Origin of the sequence: Candidatus Avelusimicrobium stercoris, from assembly GCF_002437085.1 — a bacterium.
In the GTDB taxonomy this organism is placed as follows: Bacteria; Elusimicrobiota; Elusimicrobia; order Elusimicrobiales; family Elusimicrobiaceae; genus Avelusimicrobium; species Avelusimicrobium stercoris.
In genome coordinates this window covers 1-19,050 of sequence record NZ_DJOA01000006.1, presented here as the reverse complement: position 1 = coordinate 19,050, position 19,050 = coordinate 1, and the positions used below count along the sequence as shown (strand labels likewise).

Sequence of the window (19,050 nt, the reverse complement as noted above, 5' to 3'; positions counted from 1 at the left end):
TTTTTAATGAAATACACGCAGAAAGAAATAAACGATAAACTTTGGGCGGCGGCTAATTCGTCTCGCGGCACAGTGGACAGCAGTGTTTTTAAAGATTACATTTTAGCCTTCTTGTTCTATAAATACATCAGCGATTTGCATAAAAAAGAGCGCGAAAAACTGATTGCCCGCTACGGCAACGACAAAGAGCGCATTGCCCTTAAAATGAAGAACTCCCGCTTTTGTATCCCGGATGGAGCCAGTTTTTACGATATTTACGAGCAACAAAATAAAGATAACATTGGCGAGATTATTAACCAAGCCTTGCACTCCATTGAAACCGCCAACCAAGGCCGCTTGGATAACCTCTTCTTGGCGGATTTCAATTCCCAATCGCTGGGCGATTTGACCCAAAAGAATAAAATGCTCCGCCTGCTAATCCAAGATTTTTACACCTTGGATTTAACCGACGTGCAGGATGATATTTTGGGCAATTCTTATATGTATTTGATTGAACGCTTTGGCAGTGATGCAGGGAAAAAAGCGGGGGAATTTTTCACCGTGCGCCAAGTGGCTAAATTACTGGCCAAACTGGCACAGCCCAAGCCCGGCGACCGTATTTGCGACCCGGCAATGGGTTCCGGCTCACTCTTGCTGTTGGCAGGGGAAGAGGTGGAAGTACAAGGCTCCAAGGATTACGCCCTCTACGGGCAGGAAAAAACGGGTTCTACCTATAACTTGGCCCGTATCAATATGTTTTTGCACGGCAAGGACTCTGCACGCTTGGAGTGGGGCGATACGCTAAATAACCCGCTACTCTTGGAAAACGACCAATTAATGAAATTTGATGTAGTGGTAGCCAATCCGCCTTTCAGCTTGGATAAATGGGGGGAAAAACACCTGGAAAACGATAAATATAACCGCTTCTTCCGCGGGATGCCGCCCGCCAGCAAAGGTGATTATGCCTTTATCAGTCATATGGTGGAAACTGCTAAACCCAAATCCGGCCGCGTGGCGGTGATTGTACCCCACGGGGTTTTGTTCCGCGGCGGGAAAGAGGGCATTATCCGTACGGCACTTATTAAAGAAAACCTGTTAGACGCCGTAATCGGCCTGCCAGGCAATTTGTTTACTACTACCAGTATTCCCGTAGCCATTTTGATTTTTGACCGTAGCCGCGAGCAAGGGGGGGCTAACGAGGCCCGTCGGGATGTGTTGTTTATTGATGCGAGCCGGGAGTTTAAGCCTGCCAAGGCGCAGAACGAACTGACGGATGAAAACATCAGCAAAATTTTTAACACCTATGTAAACCGCCAAGAGATAGAAAAATATTCCCACTTGGCAACGTTAAAAGAGATAGAAGAGAACGACTTTAACCTGAATATCCCGCGCTATGTGGATACCTTTGAAGAAGAACCGCCCGTGGATATTGCTGCTGTGCAAAAGGAAATTGCCCACATAGACGGCGAACTAAAAACGGTGGAAGCCCAAATGCAAAAGTATTTGAAGGAAATTTTGAAATAGATTTCATACTTATACGGCACCTTAGGTAAATTAATAAACGGGTTTAATACCCTAATGAGAAAAGGAAATGAAAAAATTACAAATTACTTTTTTTAATGTGGGACATGGCTCTTGCACTCATATTATTACCCCTAATAAGCAACATTGGCTTGTTGATGTAGGAACTGATGAATATAATAGCGTGGCACAATTTATTAACAATTATTATCAGTTACAATTATATGGACAACAGATTGAGTGTTTGTGTATTACCCATCCTCACAAAGATCATATTTTAGACCTTCCAAAACTGTTATCCTCGCCAATAAAACCGCGGTTTCTTTGGCGAGAAAAAGATGCTTTTCCAATAGAGAATGCTCTAACTCCCTCCGATAAAATAGTATTTGATAGTGCCAATGAGATGCATACAGAATATAGTCATCCAGTTGACAGTTTTACGGATCCAACAAACGCTGCTAATAATGGAGGCGTAAGTATAAGTATTATGCCAACACCCATAGCATATCACAAACATGAGGATTTAAATTCTTATTCTCCAATTATCATAATAAATTATGGAAATAAAAAAATCATATTAACAGGAGACAATAATAAAGAAATTTTAAAGCAATGGATAGAAGAAGGGCCAACTCTGCGTACTGCGATCAAAGATTGTGATATTTTGCTGGCACCCCACCACGGAAGGGATACGGATTTTTGTTTGGATTTTTTTCAACAAGCCAACCCGCGCTTAACGATAGTCTCAGATAAACCCAAAGAACATGAAAGCCAAGAAAAAACAACGGAGCATTATCGAGGACGCGGATTATGGGTAGACGGGGAAGAACGATATGTTTTAACAACTCGTACAGATGGTAATATTTTATTAACAGTAGATGAAAATGGGACTTTAAATATTCAAAGGAGTGCTTTGCCATATGGATACTAAAATTCCGTTTTATAATTTAATAAATATTTTTTTACTAGGGGTTGTTTTGGTTTCGGGGGTAATATACCTTTTTTACCCCCTAATATGTTCTTATTCTATGAATAATATAAAAGAATTAATAAATGATTCTTTCTTATTGTCTTTATGTATCGCTTGTAATATATATACTGTAGGAATTGTGGTAAATAGATTTTCATCCATTGTGATAGAATTTTTATTTGAGAAATTTAACTTGATTCCTAAAACAGAGACAAGTTATGCTTGTTTTAATGAAGCAAGAAAAACAAATCCATTTTTATATACATTATCCAGAGAATATGCATTCTCACGAGGGCACACCGCCTTGTGGCTAATATTGACTATCATATCTTTCTGCCGCCAATACTGGGGCATAGGTCTGGCATTTTTATTATTAACGATTTTGTTTTCCTTTTCTATGCGAAAATTTTCTTATAAAATTTATAATGTAGTTGAGAATTATAAAAATGAAAAGTTTAAAAAATAAATTATTAAGTTGGAAAAGGAAAAAACTCGGAAATTGTGGTACAATTCAATCTGGTGGTACACCTGATACTAATAAAACAGATTATTGGCAAGGCACTATTCCTTGGATAACCCCATCAGAAGTAACGGGGCTATCTAAAAAGTTTGTTCAAAAAACAGAACGTTATTTGACAGAAAAAGGGCTAAAAGACAGTTCAGCAGTGTTATTGCCGTCAAATTCTTTAATCATTTGTACACGTGCAACTGTTGGTAACAGTTGTATTAATGTTGTCCCTATGTGTACCAATCAGGGGTTTAAAAATTTAATTCCTAATTCAGAAAATGATGTTCTTTTTCTTTACTATTTAATTGAAAATAATAAAAAAGACCTTATTCGTAAGGCTTGTGGTAGTACTTTTTTAGAAATCTCTAAAAAAGATATTGTCAATTTATCGTTTCTAATGCCTCCTACTCGCAACGAACAAGAAAAAATTGTAGAGGTGTTGGAGTGCTGGTATAAAGGTATAGATTTGGTAAAAAAATTGATTGAACAAAAAGAACTGCAAAAGAAATATCTTATGCAGCAACTTTTGTCCGGCACCCGTCGCCTTAAAGGTTTTACACAAAAATGGGAAAAGAAACCATTAGGCAAACTCATAAAACTTTATCAGGGATATCCTTTCAAAAGTGAAACATATTCCGCCCAAGGCCAATACAAGATTATAACCATTGCTAACGTAAAACAAGGATATTTAGACTTGGCTAAGTTTAGCACTATACAAATTCTACCGCCTGATATTTTAAAATATCAACAATTAGATATTGGTGATATTCTTATTTCTATGACTGGAAATGTCGGACGTATTTGTCAGGTAAATAGTAAAAACTGTTTATTAAACCAACGAGTTGGAAAAATTGAAGCAAACTTGTTAGATAAAGAATTCTTATATTATATTTTGCAATTACCCAATTTCTTAAATGTTATGTTTGCTTGTGCGCAGGGTGGAGCGCAGGCGAACTTGTCCACAAAAGATATTTATCATTATGTACTATTCTATCCAAGTGATACCTGTGAACAACAAGCCATAGCAGAGGTTTTGTCATCGGCGGATAAAGAAATTGATTTACTCAAACAAAAACTAGCCAAGTTGGAAGCGCAGAAAAAAGGCCTTATGCAGGTGCTTTTAACCGGCAAGGTACGATTAAAATAAGGGGGGGAAAAATAACTATGAACTTTTATCACTTGCCAGACTTGGACGAGGCTAATTCCAGCCAAATACCTGCTCTTATTCAACTGGTGAATATGGGCTATACTTATCTCTCCCGCAACGACGTGCGGGCCTTGCGCCAGCATAATTTGAACCAGTACATCCTTACGGATATTGCCTTTAAGGCTTTGCGCCGCTTGAATAATACCACCATTTCCGACCAGAGCATTTATAAGGCGCTGGCGGATTTGGAAAAGCCCCGCTTGGATGACGGCGTAATTAAAGCCTCGGAATATATTTACACTACTTTGGTGGCCGGGTGCGGTGTGCAGGAGTTCATCAACGGCAAGACCCAATCCCCGCAACTTAAATTTATTGATTTTGAACACCCGCAAAATAACGCTTTCCACGTGGCGGCCGAGTTTGAAATTACCGAAGGCAGCAACCGCCGTCCGGACATCGTAGTGTTTGTAAACGGGATTCCGCTGGCGGTAATAGAAAACAAAAAACCGTCCGTTTCCGTAAAAGAAGCCGTTGTGCAAATGTTGCGCAACCAGCAAGGCAGCCAAGTGCCCAAGTTCTTCCTCTACCCGCAAATACTCATTGCCACCAACCGGGAGGATTTTAAATATGGCACAATGCTTACCCCGGCGTCGTTTTATTCCGAGTGGAAATTGCGTGGCACGGAAGTGCAGGTGCAAGAAGTCCGCAATAACGCCTTTGCCAGCCAAAACCACGCGGTAGATACGGGTACGTTGGCTACTATTGGCCAAGATTTGTTGCGGAGCCATTTTAAGCAAACGGAAATCCCGTTAAACGCCCAAAACACTGGCCTTTATGCGTTGCTGGAACCAGCCCACCTGTTGGATATTGTCAAAAATTTTATTGTATATGACAACAACATTAAAAAAATCGCCCGCTACCAGCAATATTACGCCATAAAAAATACTTTATCCCGCGTGCAGACCATACAAGACGGCAAACGTAAGGGTGGCCTGATTTGGCACACGCAGGGCTCCGGCAAGAGTTTAACAATGGTAATGCTGGTTAAAAACTTAATTGAAATTATCCAGCACCCGCGCATTATCGTAGTAACGGACCGCACGCAATTAGACGAGCAAATCCGCGATACCTTTGCCGCTTGTAACATCAAAAAGGATGTCGTGCAGGCCTCTTCCGCCGACCACTTAAAGCGGCTAATTAAAGAAAAAAGCCCTCACGTGATTACCACGCTTATCCATAAATTTGCCGAAATGAAAAAGCCCTTATATGTGGATAACGACCCAGATATTTTTATTTTGGTGGATGAGGCACACCGTACCCAAGGGGGAATCGGCAACCAAAAAATGATACAAATGCTACCCAATGCGTGTGTTTTGGGCTTTACGGGTACACCTTTACTTAAAAAGGACAAGCCCACCTCTATCGCCCAATTTGGCGGATTAATTGATGCTTACACTATTTCCGAGGCGCAGGCCGATGGCGCAGTATTGCCGCTTATCTACCAGGGGCTTTTTGTGGAGCAACAGGCCAGCGAAGCAATGGATGTGTTTTTTAACCAAATTGTTGAGCCGCTAACCAAAGAACAAAAGGCTCAACTGGCGCGCAAGTTTGTTAATTCTAAAATCATTGAAGAAACGTCCCAGCGTATTGAAATGATTGCGCTGGATGTACGTAAGCATTTTATAAAAAACTTCCAGGGAACAGGCCTAAAAGCGCAGACAGTTTTACCCTCCAAATACGCGGCTATCTGCTTTAAGGAAGCGTTGGATTTACTCGGCGGCATAAAAAGCGCGGTAATTATTTCCGATACGCCCAACGCCGAGGACGACGACAGTCTTCCCGAACATAAACGGGCGATAGCGCAGTTTTTAGATAAGCAAAAACATATGTTTGGCTCTTTGGAGCGCTACGAGCAGACGCAAATTAATTCCTTTAAAAAGGACCCGGACGGGTGTGAACTGTTGATTGTGGTGGATAAACTGCTGACCGGATTTGATGCCCCGGTAAATACAGCCCTCTATTTGGCAAAACAGTTAAAGGACCATAATTTGCTGCAAGCCATTGCGCGCGTAAACCGTATTTATGAAGGCCGCCCTGGTAAGCAAGTAAAGGTAAACGGCTTTATTTTTGACTATTCCAAAAATGCAAAAAATCTGAAAAACGCGCTTGAATTATTTTCCAATTTTGACGAGAAAGACGTTGCAAAAGCCTTGTTAAATACTGACGAAAAAATCGCGGATTTGGAAGGCCTTTATCAAACGCTGTTAGACACTTTTAAAACCGTAAAAAATAAAGAAAATTACGAAGAATATATTGCCTTTTTAAAAGAGAGAGAAGACCTCCGCAAGAAATTCTACGAGCAGGTAAACTTATTAATTAACGAATTAAATGTTTGCCGGATGCTGCCGGATTTTTATGCCAAATTTCCGCAAGGGCGATTGGATACGATTACAAACGACTTAAAACGCTTTATAGAAATTAAAAAAATTGCACAGACGGTAATGGCGGAAAAGGTGGATTTTTCCAAATACCAAGACCAAATCCGCAAAATCTTGGATAAATATGTAACTGCCCAAGAGGTGGACCTCCTTTCAAAACCCATTAATTTGAGCGATGCAATGGAGTTTAACCGCTTTATTGAAGACGATAAAAACGGTCTTTCGGACCGTTCCAAAGCGGAAGCCATTGCCGCACAAACGCAAAAAACAATTTCAGAGCGTTGGGACCAAGACCCTATTTTCTATGACAAATTTAGCCGCCAAGTGCAAGCCCTGCTGTCCGACTTGCGCACAGCCAGGCAAGAAGACCTGCAAGCCCTGTTGGACAAGACCAAAGACTTACAGCGAGAAGTAGAAAATTACGAGGATAAAGATATCCCGTTGGCTATCCAAGACAGAAAAGAGGTGCATCCTTATTACCGCTTGTTAAAAAAGGAATTAAAGGCGCATTTGGGAGAAGAAGAATTAATACAAATTGCTACGCATTTGGTGGATATTATCAATAAAGAGCGCAAGGTGGACTGGAAGGACAGTATTGAGGTAAAACGTACTGTGCGCGACCAAATGGAAGACTATTTCTTTGATGAAATTAAGGACAGAATGCAAGTCCCGCTGACGGTAGAATTTATTGAAAGTTTTATTGAAAATACTTGGAACTTGGCTACCAAAAATGACTAAAACAATTATATCAGGCCCCGCGCAACTCCAATACAATGAGGTGGAAGAAGAACGTAAAAGTTTTGGTCTTACGGTCTTTCCTTCCGGGCAGGTTCTTTTTAAAACGCCTAAGAAGGCTTCATCGGCGGAACGCCAGGCATTTTTGCTGAAAAAGTTTCCTTGGGTACAACGGCAACAGCAGTTTTTTAAGCAGTTTAGGCCGAAAAGGCAGGGCTTCACCAGTGGTAGCGATGTGCTTTATTTAGGAAGGAGATACCAACTAATTGTAAACGCTACCAAAGAAGAAAAAATTTCCTTTGCCGGAAGTAAATTAATTCTTGACGGAGAAAAAAATATTCAAGCCCTTTTAACTGCGTTTATGAAAGCCCGCGCTGAAAGGGTCTTTGCGGAGCGCTTACAAGCGTGCTTAAAACTGTTCCCCGATTATGCGGGTGAAAAATTTTCTTTAAAAATACGCCAAATGAATAAGCGGTGGGGGAGTTATCTAAAAGGGGGAACGATTGTGCTAAATATAGACTTAATTCAAGCACCCAAACGGTGTATTGATTATGTTATTTTCCACGAACTGTGCCACCACCGCCATAAAGCGCATAATAAGGATTTTTTTGTCCTCTTGGGGCAGAAATGCCCACATTATAAGGCTCTTAAAACGGAATTGGAACGCAAGATATTGGGATAAGAACATCAATTGGAGGTTTGTCTCTGTTTAGACAAGGCAAAATAGGTGTTTATGATTCCCTTTTCCAAGGGGGAGTTTACAAAATAAATATAATCTCTGTCGGCGGTATATAAAATTACATACTGTTTGTGGTAACGCACGGCTTTTACTTTTTCCCAAGGAGTAAAGGCTATATATTCGTCCTCTGGGTTAAACTCCTCGCTCATTTCGTCCTCGTTTTCAACAAGCAAAGTCCACCAAATGCCGCGCTCGTCAATAGTGGTTTGCACTTCCGCCAGTTGGGTGTACAAACGGCTATATTGAATCAGCACGGTGAATTTTACCCCTAAACGAAGCACAAGAAAAAAGATAATAAACAATAACTTGGCCCGCAATGGGCCCGCCGCAGGCAACAAGCACAAGAACCCCACCGTCATTACCAAAGCCCAAAGCGTGTAAGCCGTGGAAAGGTTCATATCCAGCGGATTGAGACAAGCAGCCCATAAAAAACGTCCACGGGAAACGCCCAAAAAACGGGTAGAACTATGCAAAATGGTAAGCGGTGTTATCGGTAAATTCTTATTAGGAGAAAGACTTTTAAGGTCGGTTATTGCCCGGTATATTCCAAAAACCCCAAGCAGAAAAAGATTGCTCCAAAATAAAACACCCGCCAATACCGAGCGCAAATTTCCAAATTCAATATCCGCCAGCATCGGCATAAGCAGGCAGATTAAAACCATTAGTCCAGAAAAGAAAATTTGCAGGCTGGCTTTTATAAGAATAGCGGGTTTTAGCATAGTTATATTACCAAAAGCGCCCGGTAATAGCCGGGCGCTAAAAGGATAGGACTTGCCTTTGTTTATTTATCCAGGTTACGGGTAAAGTTGCTGTACGTTACAAATTTTTCCTCGTACGCAATAAAGGCTTCCTTCAAAATTTTGATAGCCGTTTGCTTATCAAAAATCTTTTCCACCACTACCGTTTTATTTTCCAGTTTTTTATAATCTTCAAAGAAACTCATCGTTTCCGAAATTAAGTGTTCCGGCAGTTGGGAAATATCGGTATAGTGGCTGACGTTCGGGTCGCCCTGCGCTACGCCGATGATTTTATCGTCGGCTTCGCCGTTATCAAGCATCCGCATTACGCCGATAATGCGCGCCGGCACAATGCACAGCGGCACGACTTCGGCCTGAGACAAAATAAGGATATCCAACGGGTCTTTATCCGCCCCGTAAGTGCGCGGAATAAAGCCGTAGTTGGCCGGATAATACACGGACGAATAGAGAACACGGTCTAAGCGCAAAAGGCCGCTGGCCTTATCCAGTTCGTATTTGGCACGGGTGCCTTTCGGAATTTCAATAATCCCGTTTACAACATAAGGTAAAGAATCTTTATCGCCGGGCGAAACGTGGTGCCACGGATTGAAGTTTGCAAACATTTTTTCCTCTTTAATCAGTAATTTACTTATCTATTATAGCAATTCTAACGCTGCGCTCTAAATCTCTTTTGTATATCCTTGCACAATGCGTTTGATTTGCTCATTGAGAGTTTTAGGCTCCAATACTTTTATGTTAGGCATCCATTGCAAAATAGTGGGGATGATTTCCTCTTCTCGCACCGCGTGGCAAGATATTTCTAATTTTCCGTTTGGCAGTTCCTTTTCTATCTTTTGTAAAGGAAAATAACGGCGCACTTTAAAATATTTTGCGCTTTCCGCACTAATTTCCAAACGCACCGATAAGTCCCGTTGTTTTTCAAACCAGATATTCGTACACTCCCGTAATAACTTTTCAATCTCGGCAGTATGCTTAAAATAAGAGTTTAGGCCTTTTACAGAAGTAATCTTTTCCAAGCGAAACTTTAACAATTTATCATCATCCGTCAGGGCTAATAAATACCAAAAGCCCTCAATCCAAGCGATTTTAAGAGGGCGGACTGGATAACACGCGCGTTTTCCGCCACGGTAGCAGACGGAACTTTTTTCGCGTAGGCGGATAAGTTCTGCCAAATTTTTACTGATGGGAGTATCGGGATATTCTTCACCGCTAGCAAACTTAACAAAGAAAGGACTCTCTTCGGCCACCCCTAGCAGACGCTTTTTAAGTAAACTAAAAGAGGTGTCAAACTTTTGTCCAAGAGAACGGGCAATTTCGCTCATAAAAACAAGCATAGAGGCTTCTTTGTCGGACAATTCTATCCGTCCCAAAGAAAACCCTTCTATAAATGCATAAGTGCCCGCCTCCGGCGAATAAAGGGGAAATTCCGCCTCTTGTATGGTACGGATATCGCGCTGAACCGTGCGCAGGGAAACGCCCAATTCTTTCGCCAAACTATTTAGATTGACTGGCCCCTTATCTAGGGCGTTTAACTCATATAGCAACCGAGTTATTTTGTTCTGCATTTCTTTTTGCATAGTTGCTCCCATTTTTTTACATCATAGCAAATAAAACGACAACACGCTGTCGCCTGGCTGCGCTATTCTATATATACAAGAAAAAAATAAGGAGAAACTTTATGGAATATATATTGGGATTTGGGGCAATGTTTATTATTTTTTTAGGCGGATATTTTATTTGTCCTATTAGATACCACCGCATTTATTTCTGGGGATTATTTTTAAGTTTTTCGTTATCTTTCTATGCAGAAATTATTAATAAACCCTATCGCTTAATGCGTATTTTGTCGGATTGTGGGTTACTGTAAAAATTTCGCCGCGTACGTGCGGACTGATACGTCTGCTTCCTACCGTGCGCGGCCCCTTTTGAAACAGGAGCAAAAATTTGATGTACTTTGTATAATAAATATTGCCCTGTTTTATTTAGCGACAATACGTTGTCGCTTAATTGTTTTATGCTTGTAACAGCAGGAAAATTTTAAAATTTTTTAAGGAGTTTTACCATATGCCAGAAATTAAGTGCCCGCATTGCGGACAAGTTTTTCAAGTGGACCAGTCCGGCTATGCCGATTTATTAAGCCAAGTGCGCACGGCGGAATTTCATAAAGAGTTGGAATCGCGCACCGCGCAACTGGCCAAGGAACAGGCCGGCGAAATTGCCGTTTTAAAGACCCAGGCGCAGGCCGATAAGCAAGAGGCCGCCTCGGCCTACGAGCGGGAAATAACCGCTTTAAAGGCGCAAATTTCCGCCGCGCAAACCGCGCAGGAGTTGGCCGTCAGCCGTGCGGTGGCGGGGGAAAAGGACCGCTTAAACGATAAGGAAAAAGAACTTTTATCGCTCCGCGCGCAACTGACCGACGCCCAGAACCAAATCCAGTTGCAAACCCAATCCTTAAAGGACAATTACGAAGTGCAACTGAAAGCCAAGGACCAAGAAATTGCTTTCTACAAGGATTTAAAGGCCAAAATGTCAACCAAAATGCTGGGCGAAACGCTGGAAAAACACTGCGAAATTGAGTTCAACCGCCTGCGCGCGACGGGCTTTCAAAATGCGTATTTTGAAAAGGACAACGACGCCCGCACCGGCAGCAAGGGAGATTATATCTTCCGCGAGCAAACCGCCGACGGTGTGGAATTTATTTCCATTATGTTTGAAATGAAGAACGAAATGGACACCACCGCCACCAAGCATAAAAACGAGGATTTTTTCAAGGAGTTGGACAAGGACCGCAACGAAAAGGGGTGCGAATATGCGGTGCTGGTTTCTCTGTTGGAGGCCGACAACGAACTGTACAACACGGGCATTGTAGATGTGTCTTACAAATATCCCAAAATGTACGTCATCCGCCCGCAATTTTTTATTCCGATGATTACCCTGCTGCGCAATGCGGCGCTGAACTCGGCGGACTACCGCCGCCAACTGGCCGAAGTAAAGAACCAAAATTTGGATATCTCGCACTTTGAGGACGACATCAACGAATTTAAGGCCAAATTCGGGCGCAATTACCAGTTAGCCAGCGACAAGTTCAAAAAAGCCATTGAGGAAATTGATAAAACCATTGACCACCTGCAAAAGACCAAGGATGCGCTGTTATCCTCGGAAAATAACCTGCGGTTAGCCAATGATAAGGCGCAAGATTTAACCGTTAAAAAACTGGTTAAAAAGAACCCGACAATGGCTCAAAAGTTTGCGGATTTAGCCGCCAATAAACCCGCTGATACGGATAATAGCCCGGCCTTAAACTAGCCGCCTTTATGACACCGCCCCGCGCCCTTCCCGCGCGGGGTATTCTATTTACATTGACAAGCAACTCCCGTTTACTTACAATGTTTTATACGGCGCTCCGTGTAAGAAGCGCCGTGTAAAACGATGACGGCTACCATTATTTTTATTTTATTTATCGTGTGTTCCCTGCTCCTTTTGCCCTGGGGGCGGAAGTTTGGGGGGAAACGTTACCGCAACTGGTACTATCCCGTTTGGACGCTTTTATATGCAGGAAGTGTGGTCTATTTAGCCTTTTTATGCCGCACTCCCAAACCGGGGCTTGTGTTGCGTATGGACGTACTGAAAATTTACCGATTGGCGGCGCATTGTCTGCTAAAAGACGGAACTGTTTCCGCCAATGTGTGCAACAATGTCTTGCAAACGCGGAACAATGTATTTAAAATCTCCCAAAATGCCCCGCTGCAAGATATGGTTTTAAACATCGTTTTCTTTTTACCTCTTGGGTTTTTACTGCCGTTTTTGTGGAAGAAATGCACTTGGTGGAAAACGCTTATCCTCGGCACGCTGGTTTCCGGCTTAATTGAGGGATTACAGGCCTATACGCGTTTGGGCGTGTGTGATATAGACGATGTGCTAAATAACGCGCTGGGGGCCCTTTTAGGCTACTTTTTGGCCAAATGGGCCGTGCGGCTTTATAAGGAGGACCCCACCCAATGAAAACTTTTATATCCGCCGCTTTTAAAGAAATTGTCCGGCTGACGGCGCGCATTTTGCACCTGCCGGAGCAGTTCGTTTGTTTCTTATATGTGGGCACTTTGAATACGGCGTTTGCATACAGCCTGTATGTGATTTTTGTGTGGATTGGGTTTAACTATATTTTCGCGCCGCTTTGCTCCACCGTTTTGGGGGTGCTGTTCAATTTTAAAACCATTGGCGGAATCGTATTCCAAAGCCACAATAACGCGCTGTTGGGGAAATTTTTTGGCGTGTATGGGGTGGTTTATTTGTGCAACGTGGCGGGGCTTAAAATACTGTCCGCTATGGGGCTTAACTTATATGTGGCGGGGGCAATTTTGATATTGCCGCTTGCAATGCTTGGCTTTATACTTAATAAAAAGTTGGTGTTTCATAAATGAAGAAGAAAATTTCTATTATTTCCAGCGCGTTTAACGAGCAGGAAAACGTGTGGGAACTCTACAAGCAGGTAAAGGCTGAAATGGCCAAATACGCGGATAAATACGACTACGAACAGTTGGTATTGGATAACGCCTCTACCGACGGCACGCTGGCCGAACTGCGCAAAATAGCCGCGCAGGACCCGCATTTTAAGGTCATTGCCAACGCCCGTAACTTTGGGCACATCCGTTCGCCCTATTACGGCATTTTGCAATGCAATGGGGACGCGGTTATCTATATGGCGTCCGACTTGCAGGACCCGCCCGCGCTCATTGGGCAATTTTTAGCCAAATGGGAAGAAGGGTTCAAGGTAGTGCTGGCGCAGAAAACGCAGAGCAAGGAATCCGTTTTATTTTTTACTGTGCGGCGTTTTTATTATTGGCTGCTTAATCTGCTTAATGATTCCGGCGCGCAACTGCCCGCCAACTGCACGGGTTTTGGCTTGTACGATAAAGGCGTGGTAGAGGAACTGCGCCGCTTAAATGACCCGTACCCGTATTTGCGCGGGCTCGTGTGCGAACTGGGCTATAAGCGCGCCTTGGTGCCGTTTGTTCAGCCCACCCGCAAACGCGGGTTTACCAAAAATAATTTTTACACACTCTATGACAATGCGATGATTGGATTTACCAATCACTCCAAGGTGCCCCTGCGCCTGGCCGCAATGGGCGGCTTTGTATTGGGGGGGATTAGTTTGGCCTTGGCGTTTGTCTATTTGGTGTTAAAACTGCTGTATTGGGACAAATTCCCTATGGGCACGGCTCCTATCTTACTGGGGGTGCTGTTCTTTTCCTCGGTGCAACTCTTTTTTATCGGTATCATCGGCGAGTACATCGGGGCCATTTTAACCCAAGTGTTGAAGCGTCCGCTAGTGATAGAAAAGGAGCGCATTAATTTTAAATAACCTATAAATAAATTCTTGCGCAACTATCACAAAAAAACACCCCGGGATATTAGTTACCCCGGGGTATTTTAACCTTGTACAGACTTGTTATTGCGCGGTAGCCGGCTCTTCTACGTGGAAGTTTTGGAGTTGGTCGTCATCCGCGGCAAACGGACTGGCCTCCTCGGTGGCTACCTGCTCTTGATGTTTGGCAAACTTATTTTTGATAGCGATATTCCACTCTATGCTCTTGTTTTGATATTCGCTATTCAATTTTTTAAGAGTCGCGTTCCTAGCGTTTGCATCCTTGATGTCATACGCACTCAAAACGCGCGGGATAAAGGAATCAAAGAACGCAGTTGCTTCGGCAGATTTGTCCGCCAAGCCATATTGCTCAAAGGCGGCAATCCAGGCTAATTTTTCCGAAGCCAAGGACATTTCGTCTTGTGCTTTTGCTTGGTCCGCGGCGACTTCGCCCAACAGTTCCAATTTCCGTTCTACTTTATCTTTTACTTCCATCAAACGGGAATTGAGTAATTCAGACGCCTTTTCCTGCTGTTTCTGTTTGGCGGCAGACGAAGCATTGCTGCGCAAGGAAGCAATAATCGTGGCTAAATATTCGTCAAACCAAGCGCCCATTTGTTTCAGTTCGGCAGCAGATACATACGGTTTGTAACTTTCCAAGGTAACGCGTTTTTGCACCGCAGCCGCTTCCGTTTGGGCCTTTATAATGTTATCAAGAGCCTTTTGGTTCTTTACTTTATTGCCCTCGCCGGAAGCGCGGTTAAAGTTCACGCTGGCCGCCTGATACTGCAAGCGTTTCTTTAAGGGCGTAGTAACATACATGTTGTCCATTACGCCCAAGTTGCCCAAGGCTTCGCGCCCGAAGATAATCGGAGAGCCCATAAACATACCTTCGCGGGATTCCTTTTCCGCACCGGTTACAGTTTCATAGGCGTCCATTTGCTTGGTGTTGTAGTCCTGGCCTTCGGCTTTGAGTTGGGCCAAAACTTCTTCTTGGTTTTGCTCGTCCTGTTTAAGTTTGGCCGGGTCGTAGGCGCCCTCGTATTTGGGTTGAGCCATTTCCGCTTTTACTTCTTGTTCGCCTTTACCCGTAATGTGGCCCATTACAAATGGATAGGCCGCATAGTCCACTCCGGCTAACCCGCCGAAGAATATAAGGTTTCCTGCCACGCTCTGCGTAAACGAACTGGTTTTCAGCCAAGCCTTGCCCATACTCCAAGCGAAACGCGGGTTGGTAAAAAATTCCTGTGCAAAGGCTTTCGTCGGCAGTAAGCGCGGCATAAACACATTTCCGAATTTATTATTATAGTTGGCAATTCTAAAATATTGTTGGCCTACTTGTTCAGCCCATTGGCCGTTGGCAAGCATTTGCGCCGGGAATTTTACAGCCCCCGGGATAGAAAGCGGGTCAAAGGCCTTTTGTGCCGCCGTGCGGCTCATTGCCGGGGCCACCACTACATCCGTGCTGAACAGTTCGTTGCCCGGTTTACCCAACTTGGTTATGTTCCACCAAGAGGATTCCATCGCCACGCCCGTGGCGCCCGGTTGGCTGGCCAGCACCGGCATTTTACCCGAACCGTACACCGGCATTCTGATATTTACCCAGCCGTCAAACGCCCCGGATTTAGCCGCATCTTGGCTGATAGCCATCATACGGGAATAGGCCCGCGCTTCGCGCAATTCCGACACGGATAATTTCATCCAAGGATACATCCAATCGGATTTTTGGGTCGTTTGAAACCCTTGGTTCATTAAGCGCAGCATATCATAATCTTTTACGCCGCCTTGCAGCGAGGCCAATCTGCCCGTAAAGTTTACCGAGCCCACATTTTGCGCACCTCCGGGCAATACTTGGTAGAAATCTACCCCAACAATTTCGCGGTTAGGGGTCTGTCCAAACCAGCGTTTCGGGTTCCAGCGGGAATATTCGTTCTGCAAAACGCGCATAGACGAACGCCCAGGCTGTGCAATGACTTTCGTTTGTACAACCGGGGCAACACCTTCGCCCATTCTGGACGGAAGCGTAGTTGCCGGCGCCTTGCCTTTTTCAATATAGCGTACCGACATAATAACGTTATTGTTAACAGCCTTGGACGTGTAAGACGCCAACCGCCCGGCTTTGGTCAGTTCCACGCGGAAAGTCAAAAGCGCACGGCCTTTATTGGATTTGGCTGCTGCATTAAGGGCTTTCGGCAAGGCCAGCATTGCGCCACGTGCAAAGCGGAAAGCTTGGCTGACCGTTTGAAAAATGGCTCCGGCATATACCCACAAAATAGCATCTCCCACGAACCAGAAGAACGCCGTGGCGTTTTCCTTATCCACTTTGGCTTGGTTTAAACCGTTGTGTTGGGCTATTTCCACCCAGCGGCCTTTGGAAGTATATACATACCCATAAACCATACGGATAGAACCGTCCGGGTTTTGCATCATATTGCCGCTGTTTGCGGGCGCAATGGCGGGGATAGAAGTCTTGGGGTCGTTGGCAACAACAAGGCCTTTTTCTCCGGGTTCAATAAGCCCTTTCACGCCCGCAATGGCTGTGGTCCCGTTATTGGTAATTTCCTCCAATTTTAACGGGTCCGTAGCAAATTGGTTGTAAATGTCAGCCAGTTTGTCAGCCAAGGCTTGCATTTGTTTGGAATCCAAACCGTAATCCTTATAATAGGAACTTTGCAACGGTTCATACAAATCAGCCGCGCGGCGGGCAAAGGTTTGGCGCAAGGCAAATTCGCCTTTACTCATTTTATCGCCAGCTTGGTTGCCCATTAACACGGAGGCCGCTTCCAGCGCGATTACACGCGTGGAAAGGGAGTAAACCTTCGGGTCGGAAAAGTTTTTGAAGAACTGCATTGTATTATTCCATTTTTGCGACCCGCGCACTTCCTGACGGGCATCATCCACCACGCCCGCAATAATCTGGTTTACCACGGCGGCATTGTCCGACTTAAAATCGGTATCCTTGGCGCCTTTGTCAAACTTTTTGACTAACACGGCAGCCAAAGTAGGGTCATTAAGCAAAGTATATTTGGTGGCATAATCCGCCAATGCCAAAACATCTTGGAAGTTTTCGTCATCTGCTTTAAGGCCTTTTTGAACGGCGACGCCCATTTCCTTAATATATTTATTTTGAAGATTTGCAAAATGGCTAGGCGCCAAGACAGATTGGTAATTCGGACCAGGGGAAAATATTTTTGCCCCATCCAAACCGTTTTTAATATACTGCTTGTCATATATTTTGCCATCGGCCGCAGGCTGGTTTTGCTTGGTAAGGAGCGGGTCTTTTATGCCCATAGTCTTAAAATAGTTATGCACTTTAAGCATAGCAATACGCAAAGACCCTACCGCCATAGTACGCACCATAATATCGTGCGGTTTGGCGGAGAGGGACATTTCGCGGTAGGCCATACGCAAATAGACGTCCTTTAAATCTTGGTTGAACTGCGCCAAGGCGGACGCGTCCATACTGCCGCTTTGCGCCATTTGCTGCATATAATCCACCGTATTGCCCAAAGCTTCGGCAGCATAGACCGTATTCATTAAATAGTTATCATTGGGGTTGCCCATTGGGTCAATAAAATCACCCATATTTTGAAGTGTCAGTTCATCTTTGGACAAAAGTTCCAAAACGTCATTTTTCGGCCGCTTGATGGGAAACACCGGTACGGGCGACGCCACATAGGTAGCATCCCGCGCAACCACTCTCCCGGAGCGAAGGTCTTGTTGGTAGTCCTCATAGGCTTTTCTTGCCGCCGCTTGCGTGGCTTTTTTCTCTCTGGCCTCTTGTTGAGTGGCTTGCTGGTCTTTTAAGCGGTGCAATTCCACCAATGCGTTTTTACGTTGAACCCACGTCAACTTTCTGTTTTCATAGCGTTTGGTGGCATTGTTAATCTTGGTTTGCAGTTGTTTGTCCGCCGCTTGGGACACCGCCGCCCCTACATTAGGGCGGGTGGACGTGCCCGCTTTAGCCTTTTGGGCAGGCGCACGGCGAGCCTGTGCCCACGCCGAGGGGGTGGGAAGAATACAATTTAAAGCAAATACTACAGCAAGTACACGGCAGAGAAAAGATTGCATAGAACGCTCCTTATATAATAGACCTAGTTATATTGTACCGCTTTTTTATGTTTTTTCCAGTGGGCAAAGGACCCACCCGGACAGGGACCAAAGGACCTATACTGTTTATAGGCCCAGTACTTTTTATCTTTTATATTATAATACAAATATAAGGTTTATGGATGGGGCTTTTTGAACTTGGTAGGCTTGTGATAATTTCGTACAATAAAATCATAGGTAGGTCTGTTTAGGGTGCTATTTCTTATTACTACACCACATAAATAACGTATGAAAAAACAAATTTTGCTCACCGGGGGGAACGGGTTTATCGGTAAGAACATACGGGAGAGTTTTCTCGCCCAAGAGTATGATATTACCGCCCCGCGCAGCAGTGAACTCAATTTGGCCGATACCGAAGCCGTGGATAATTACTTTAAAACGCGCCAATTTGACGCGGTTATCCACGCCGCGGTAAAGCCCGGGCACCGCAACGCCAAGGACCCGACTAACCTGCTCTACACCAACTTGCGGATGTTTGAAAACTTAGCCCGGCATACGGACCGCTTCGGCCGCCTGATTAACCTGGGCAGCGGCGCGGTATATGACACCGCCGCTGATAATCGCCTAGTAACTGAGGAACAAATCGGCCTGCGTATGGGCAAAGATGACCACAGTTTTTGCAAATATGTGGTGCATAAACGCATTGAACACCTCAAAAATGCGGTGGACTTAAATATTTTCGGTATCTTCGGCAAGTACGAGGATTGGGAAATCCGCTTTATTTCCAATGCTTGCTGTAAAGCCCTTTTTGATATGCCCATTACCTTGCGCCAAAACAGG

The 19,050-nt window shown here is 44.2% G+C and carries 17 protein-coding genes; 13 read left to right on the top strand and 4 right to left on the bottom strand.

Features of this window, described 5'->3' with window-relative positions:
- Positions 1 to 6 precede the first annotated feature (6 nt).
- The 6 genes from B2118_RS00530 to B2118_RS00505 all read left to right on the top strand — a co-directional run bounded on the left by B2118_RS00530 (position 7) and on the right by B2118_RS00505 (position 7,980).
- Positions 7 to 1,503, top strand: coding sequence for a type I restriction-modification system subunit M (locus tag B2118_RS00530; protein ID WP_428052379.1), 1,497 nt, complete (start codon positions 7 to 9; stop codon positions 1,501 to 1,503).
- Positions 1,504 to 1,570: 67 nt separating this feature from the next.
- Positions 1,571 to 2,431 (top strand): ComEC/Rec2 family competence protein, encoded by an 861-nt coding sequence (locus B2118_RS00525; RefSeq protein ID WP_428052377.1) that lies wholly within the window; start codon positions 1,571 to 1,573, stop codon positions 2,429 to 2,431.
- On the top strand, positions 2,421 to 2,936 hold the full coding sequence (locus B2118_RS00520) for a hypothetical protein (RefSeq protein ID WP_428052375.1): 516 nt from the start codon (positions 2,421 to 2,423) through the stop codon (positions 2,934 to 2,936). Before B2118_RS00525 ends, B2118_RS00520 begins: the two co-directional genes overlap by 11 nt.
- Entirely contained in the window at positions 2,917 to 4,125 is a 1,209-nt protein-coding gene (locus B2118_RS00515; RefSeq protein ID WP_428052373.1) for a restriction endonuclease subunit S, read from the top strand. Before B2118_RS00520 ends, B2118_RS00515 begins: the two co-directional genes overlap by 20 nt.
- 17 nt (positions 4,126 to 4,142) lie before the next feature.
- Positions 4,143 to 7,301 (top strand): type I restriction endonuclease subunit R, encoded by a 3,159-nt coding sequence (locus B2118_RS00510; RefSeq protein ID WP_428052371.1) that lies wholly within the window; start codon positions 4,143 to 4,145, stop codon positions 7,299 to 7,301.
- Positions 7,252 to 7,980, top strand: a complete 729-nt coding sequence (locus tag B2118_RS00505) for a M48 family metallopeptidase (RefSeq protein WP_428052369.1) — start codon at positions 7,252 to 7,254, stop codon at positions 7,978 to 7,980. Before B2118_RS00510 ends, B2118_RS00505 begins: the two co-directional genes overlap by 50 nt.
- 5 nt (positions 7,981 to 7,985) lie before the next feature.
- On the opposite strand, the gene B2118_RS00500 is transcribed toward B2118_RS00505, so the two are convergent.
- Positions 7,986 to 8,435, bottom strand: a complete 450-nt coding sequence (locus B2118_RS00500) for a hypothetical protein (RefSeq protein WP_428052368.1) — start codon at positions 8,433 to 8,435, stop codon at positions 7,986 to 7,988.
- A 76-nt stretch (positions 8,436 to 8,511) separates the two neighbouring features.
- Between B2118_RS00500 and B2118_RS00495 the strand changes: the two genes are divergently transcribed.
- Positions 8,512 to 8,805: a hypothetical protein gene (locus B2118_RS00495; protein ID WP_428052366.1), complete on the top strand. Its 294-nt coding sequence runs from the start codon at positions 8,512 to 8,514 to the stop codon at positions 8,803 to 8,805.
- A gap of 13 nt (positions 8,806 to 8,818) precedes the next feature.
- On the opposite strand, the gene B2118_RS00490 is transcribed toward B2118_RS00495, so the two are convergent.
- Positions 8,819 to 9,397: an inorganic diphosphatase gene (locus B2118_RS00490; RefSeq protein WP_428052364.1), complete on the bottom strand. Its 579-nt coding sequence runs from the start codon at positions 9,395 to 9,397 to the stop codon at positions 8,819 to 8,821.
- A gap of 57 nt (positions 9,398 to 9,454) precedes the next feature.
- Positions 9,455 to 10,372, bottom strand: coding sequence for a helix-turn-helix transcriptional regulator (locus B2118_RS00485; protein WP_428052362.1), 918 nt, complete (start codon positions 10,370 to 10,372; stop codon positions 9,455 to 9,457).
- A gap of 101 nt (positions 10,373 to 10,473) precedes the next feature.
- Between B2118_RS00485 and B2118_RS00480 the strand changes: the two genes are divergently transcribed.
- From B2118_RS00480 to B2118_RS00460, 5 genes are all read left to right on the top strand, one after another.
- The gene (locus B2118_RS00480; protein ID WP_428052361.1) at positions 10,474 to 10,662 is read left to right on the top strand and encodes a hypothetical protein; all 189 of its coding nucleotides are present in this window, start codon (positions 10,474 to 10,476) and stop codon (positions 10,660 to 10,662) included.
- Positions 10,663 to 10,859: 197 nt separating this feature from the next.
- A complete protein-coding gene (locus B2118_RS00475; protein ID WP_428052359.1) occupies positions 10,860 to 12,101 on the top strand; it encodes a DUF2130 domain-containing protein in 1,242 nt (413 codons plus the stop codon).
- Between the two features lie 123 nt (positions 12,102 to 12,224).
- Entirely contained in the window at positions 12,225 to 12,797 is a 573-nt protein-coding gene (locus B2118_RS00470) for a VanZ family protein (protein ID WP_428052357.1), read from the top strand.
- A complete protein-coding gene (locus B2118_RS00465; RefSeq protein ID WP_428052355.1) occupies positions 12,794 to 13,216 on the top strand; it encodes a GtrA family protein in 423 nt (140 codons plus the stop codon). Before B2118_RS00470 ends, B2118_RS00465 begins: the two co-directional genes overlap by 4 nt.
- On the top strand, positions 13,213 to 14,157 hold the full coding sequence (locus B2118_RS00460; protein ID WP_428052353.1) for a glycosyltransferase family 2 protein: 945 nt from the start codon (positions 13,213 to 13,215) through the stop codon (positions 14,155 to 14,157). Before B2118_RS00465 ends, B2118_RS00460 begins: the two co-directional genes overlap by 4 nt.
- Positions 14,158 to 14,244: 87 nt before the next feature.
- Here B2118_RS00460 and B2118_RS00455 read toward each other — a convergent pair whose 3' ends face one another.
- On the bottom strand, positions 14,245 to 18,231 hold the full coding sequence (locus B2118_RS00455; RefSeq protein ID WP_428052351.1) for a hypothetical protein: 3,987 nt from the start codon (positions 18,229 to 18,231) through the stop codon (positions 14,245 to 14,247).
- 267 nt (positions 18,232 to 18,498) lie between these two features.
- On the opposite strand from B2118_RS00455, the gene B2118_RS00450 reads away from it, so the two are divergent.
- Positions 18,499 to 19,050: NAD-dependent epimerase/dehydratase family protein (locus B2118_RS00450; RefSeq protein ID WP_428052349.1), on the top strand; the 552-nt coding region annotated here is incomplete at its 3' end.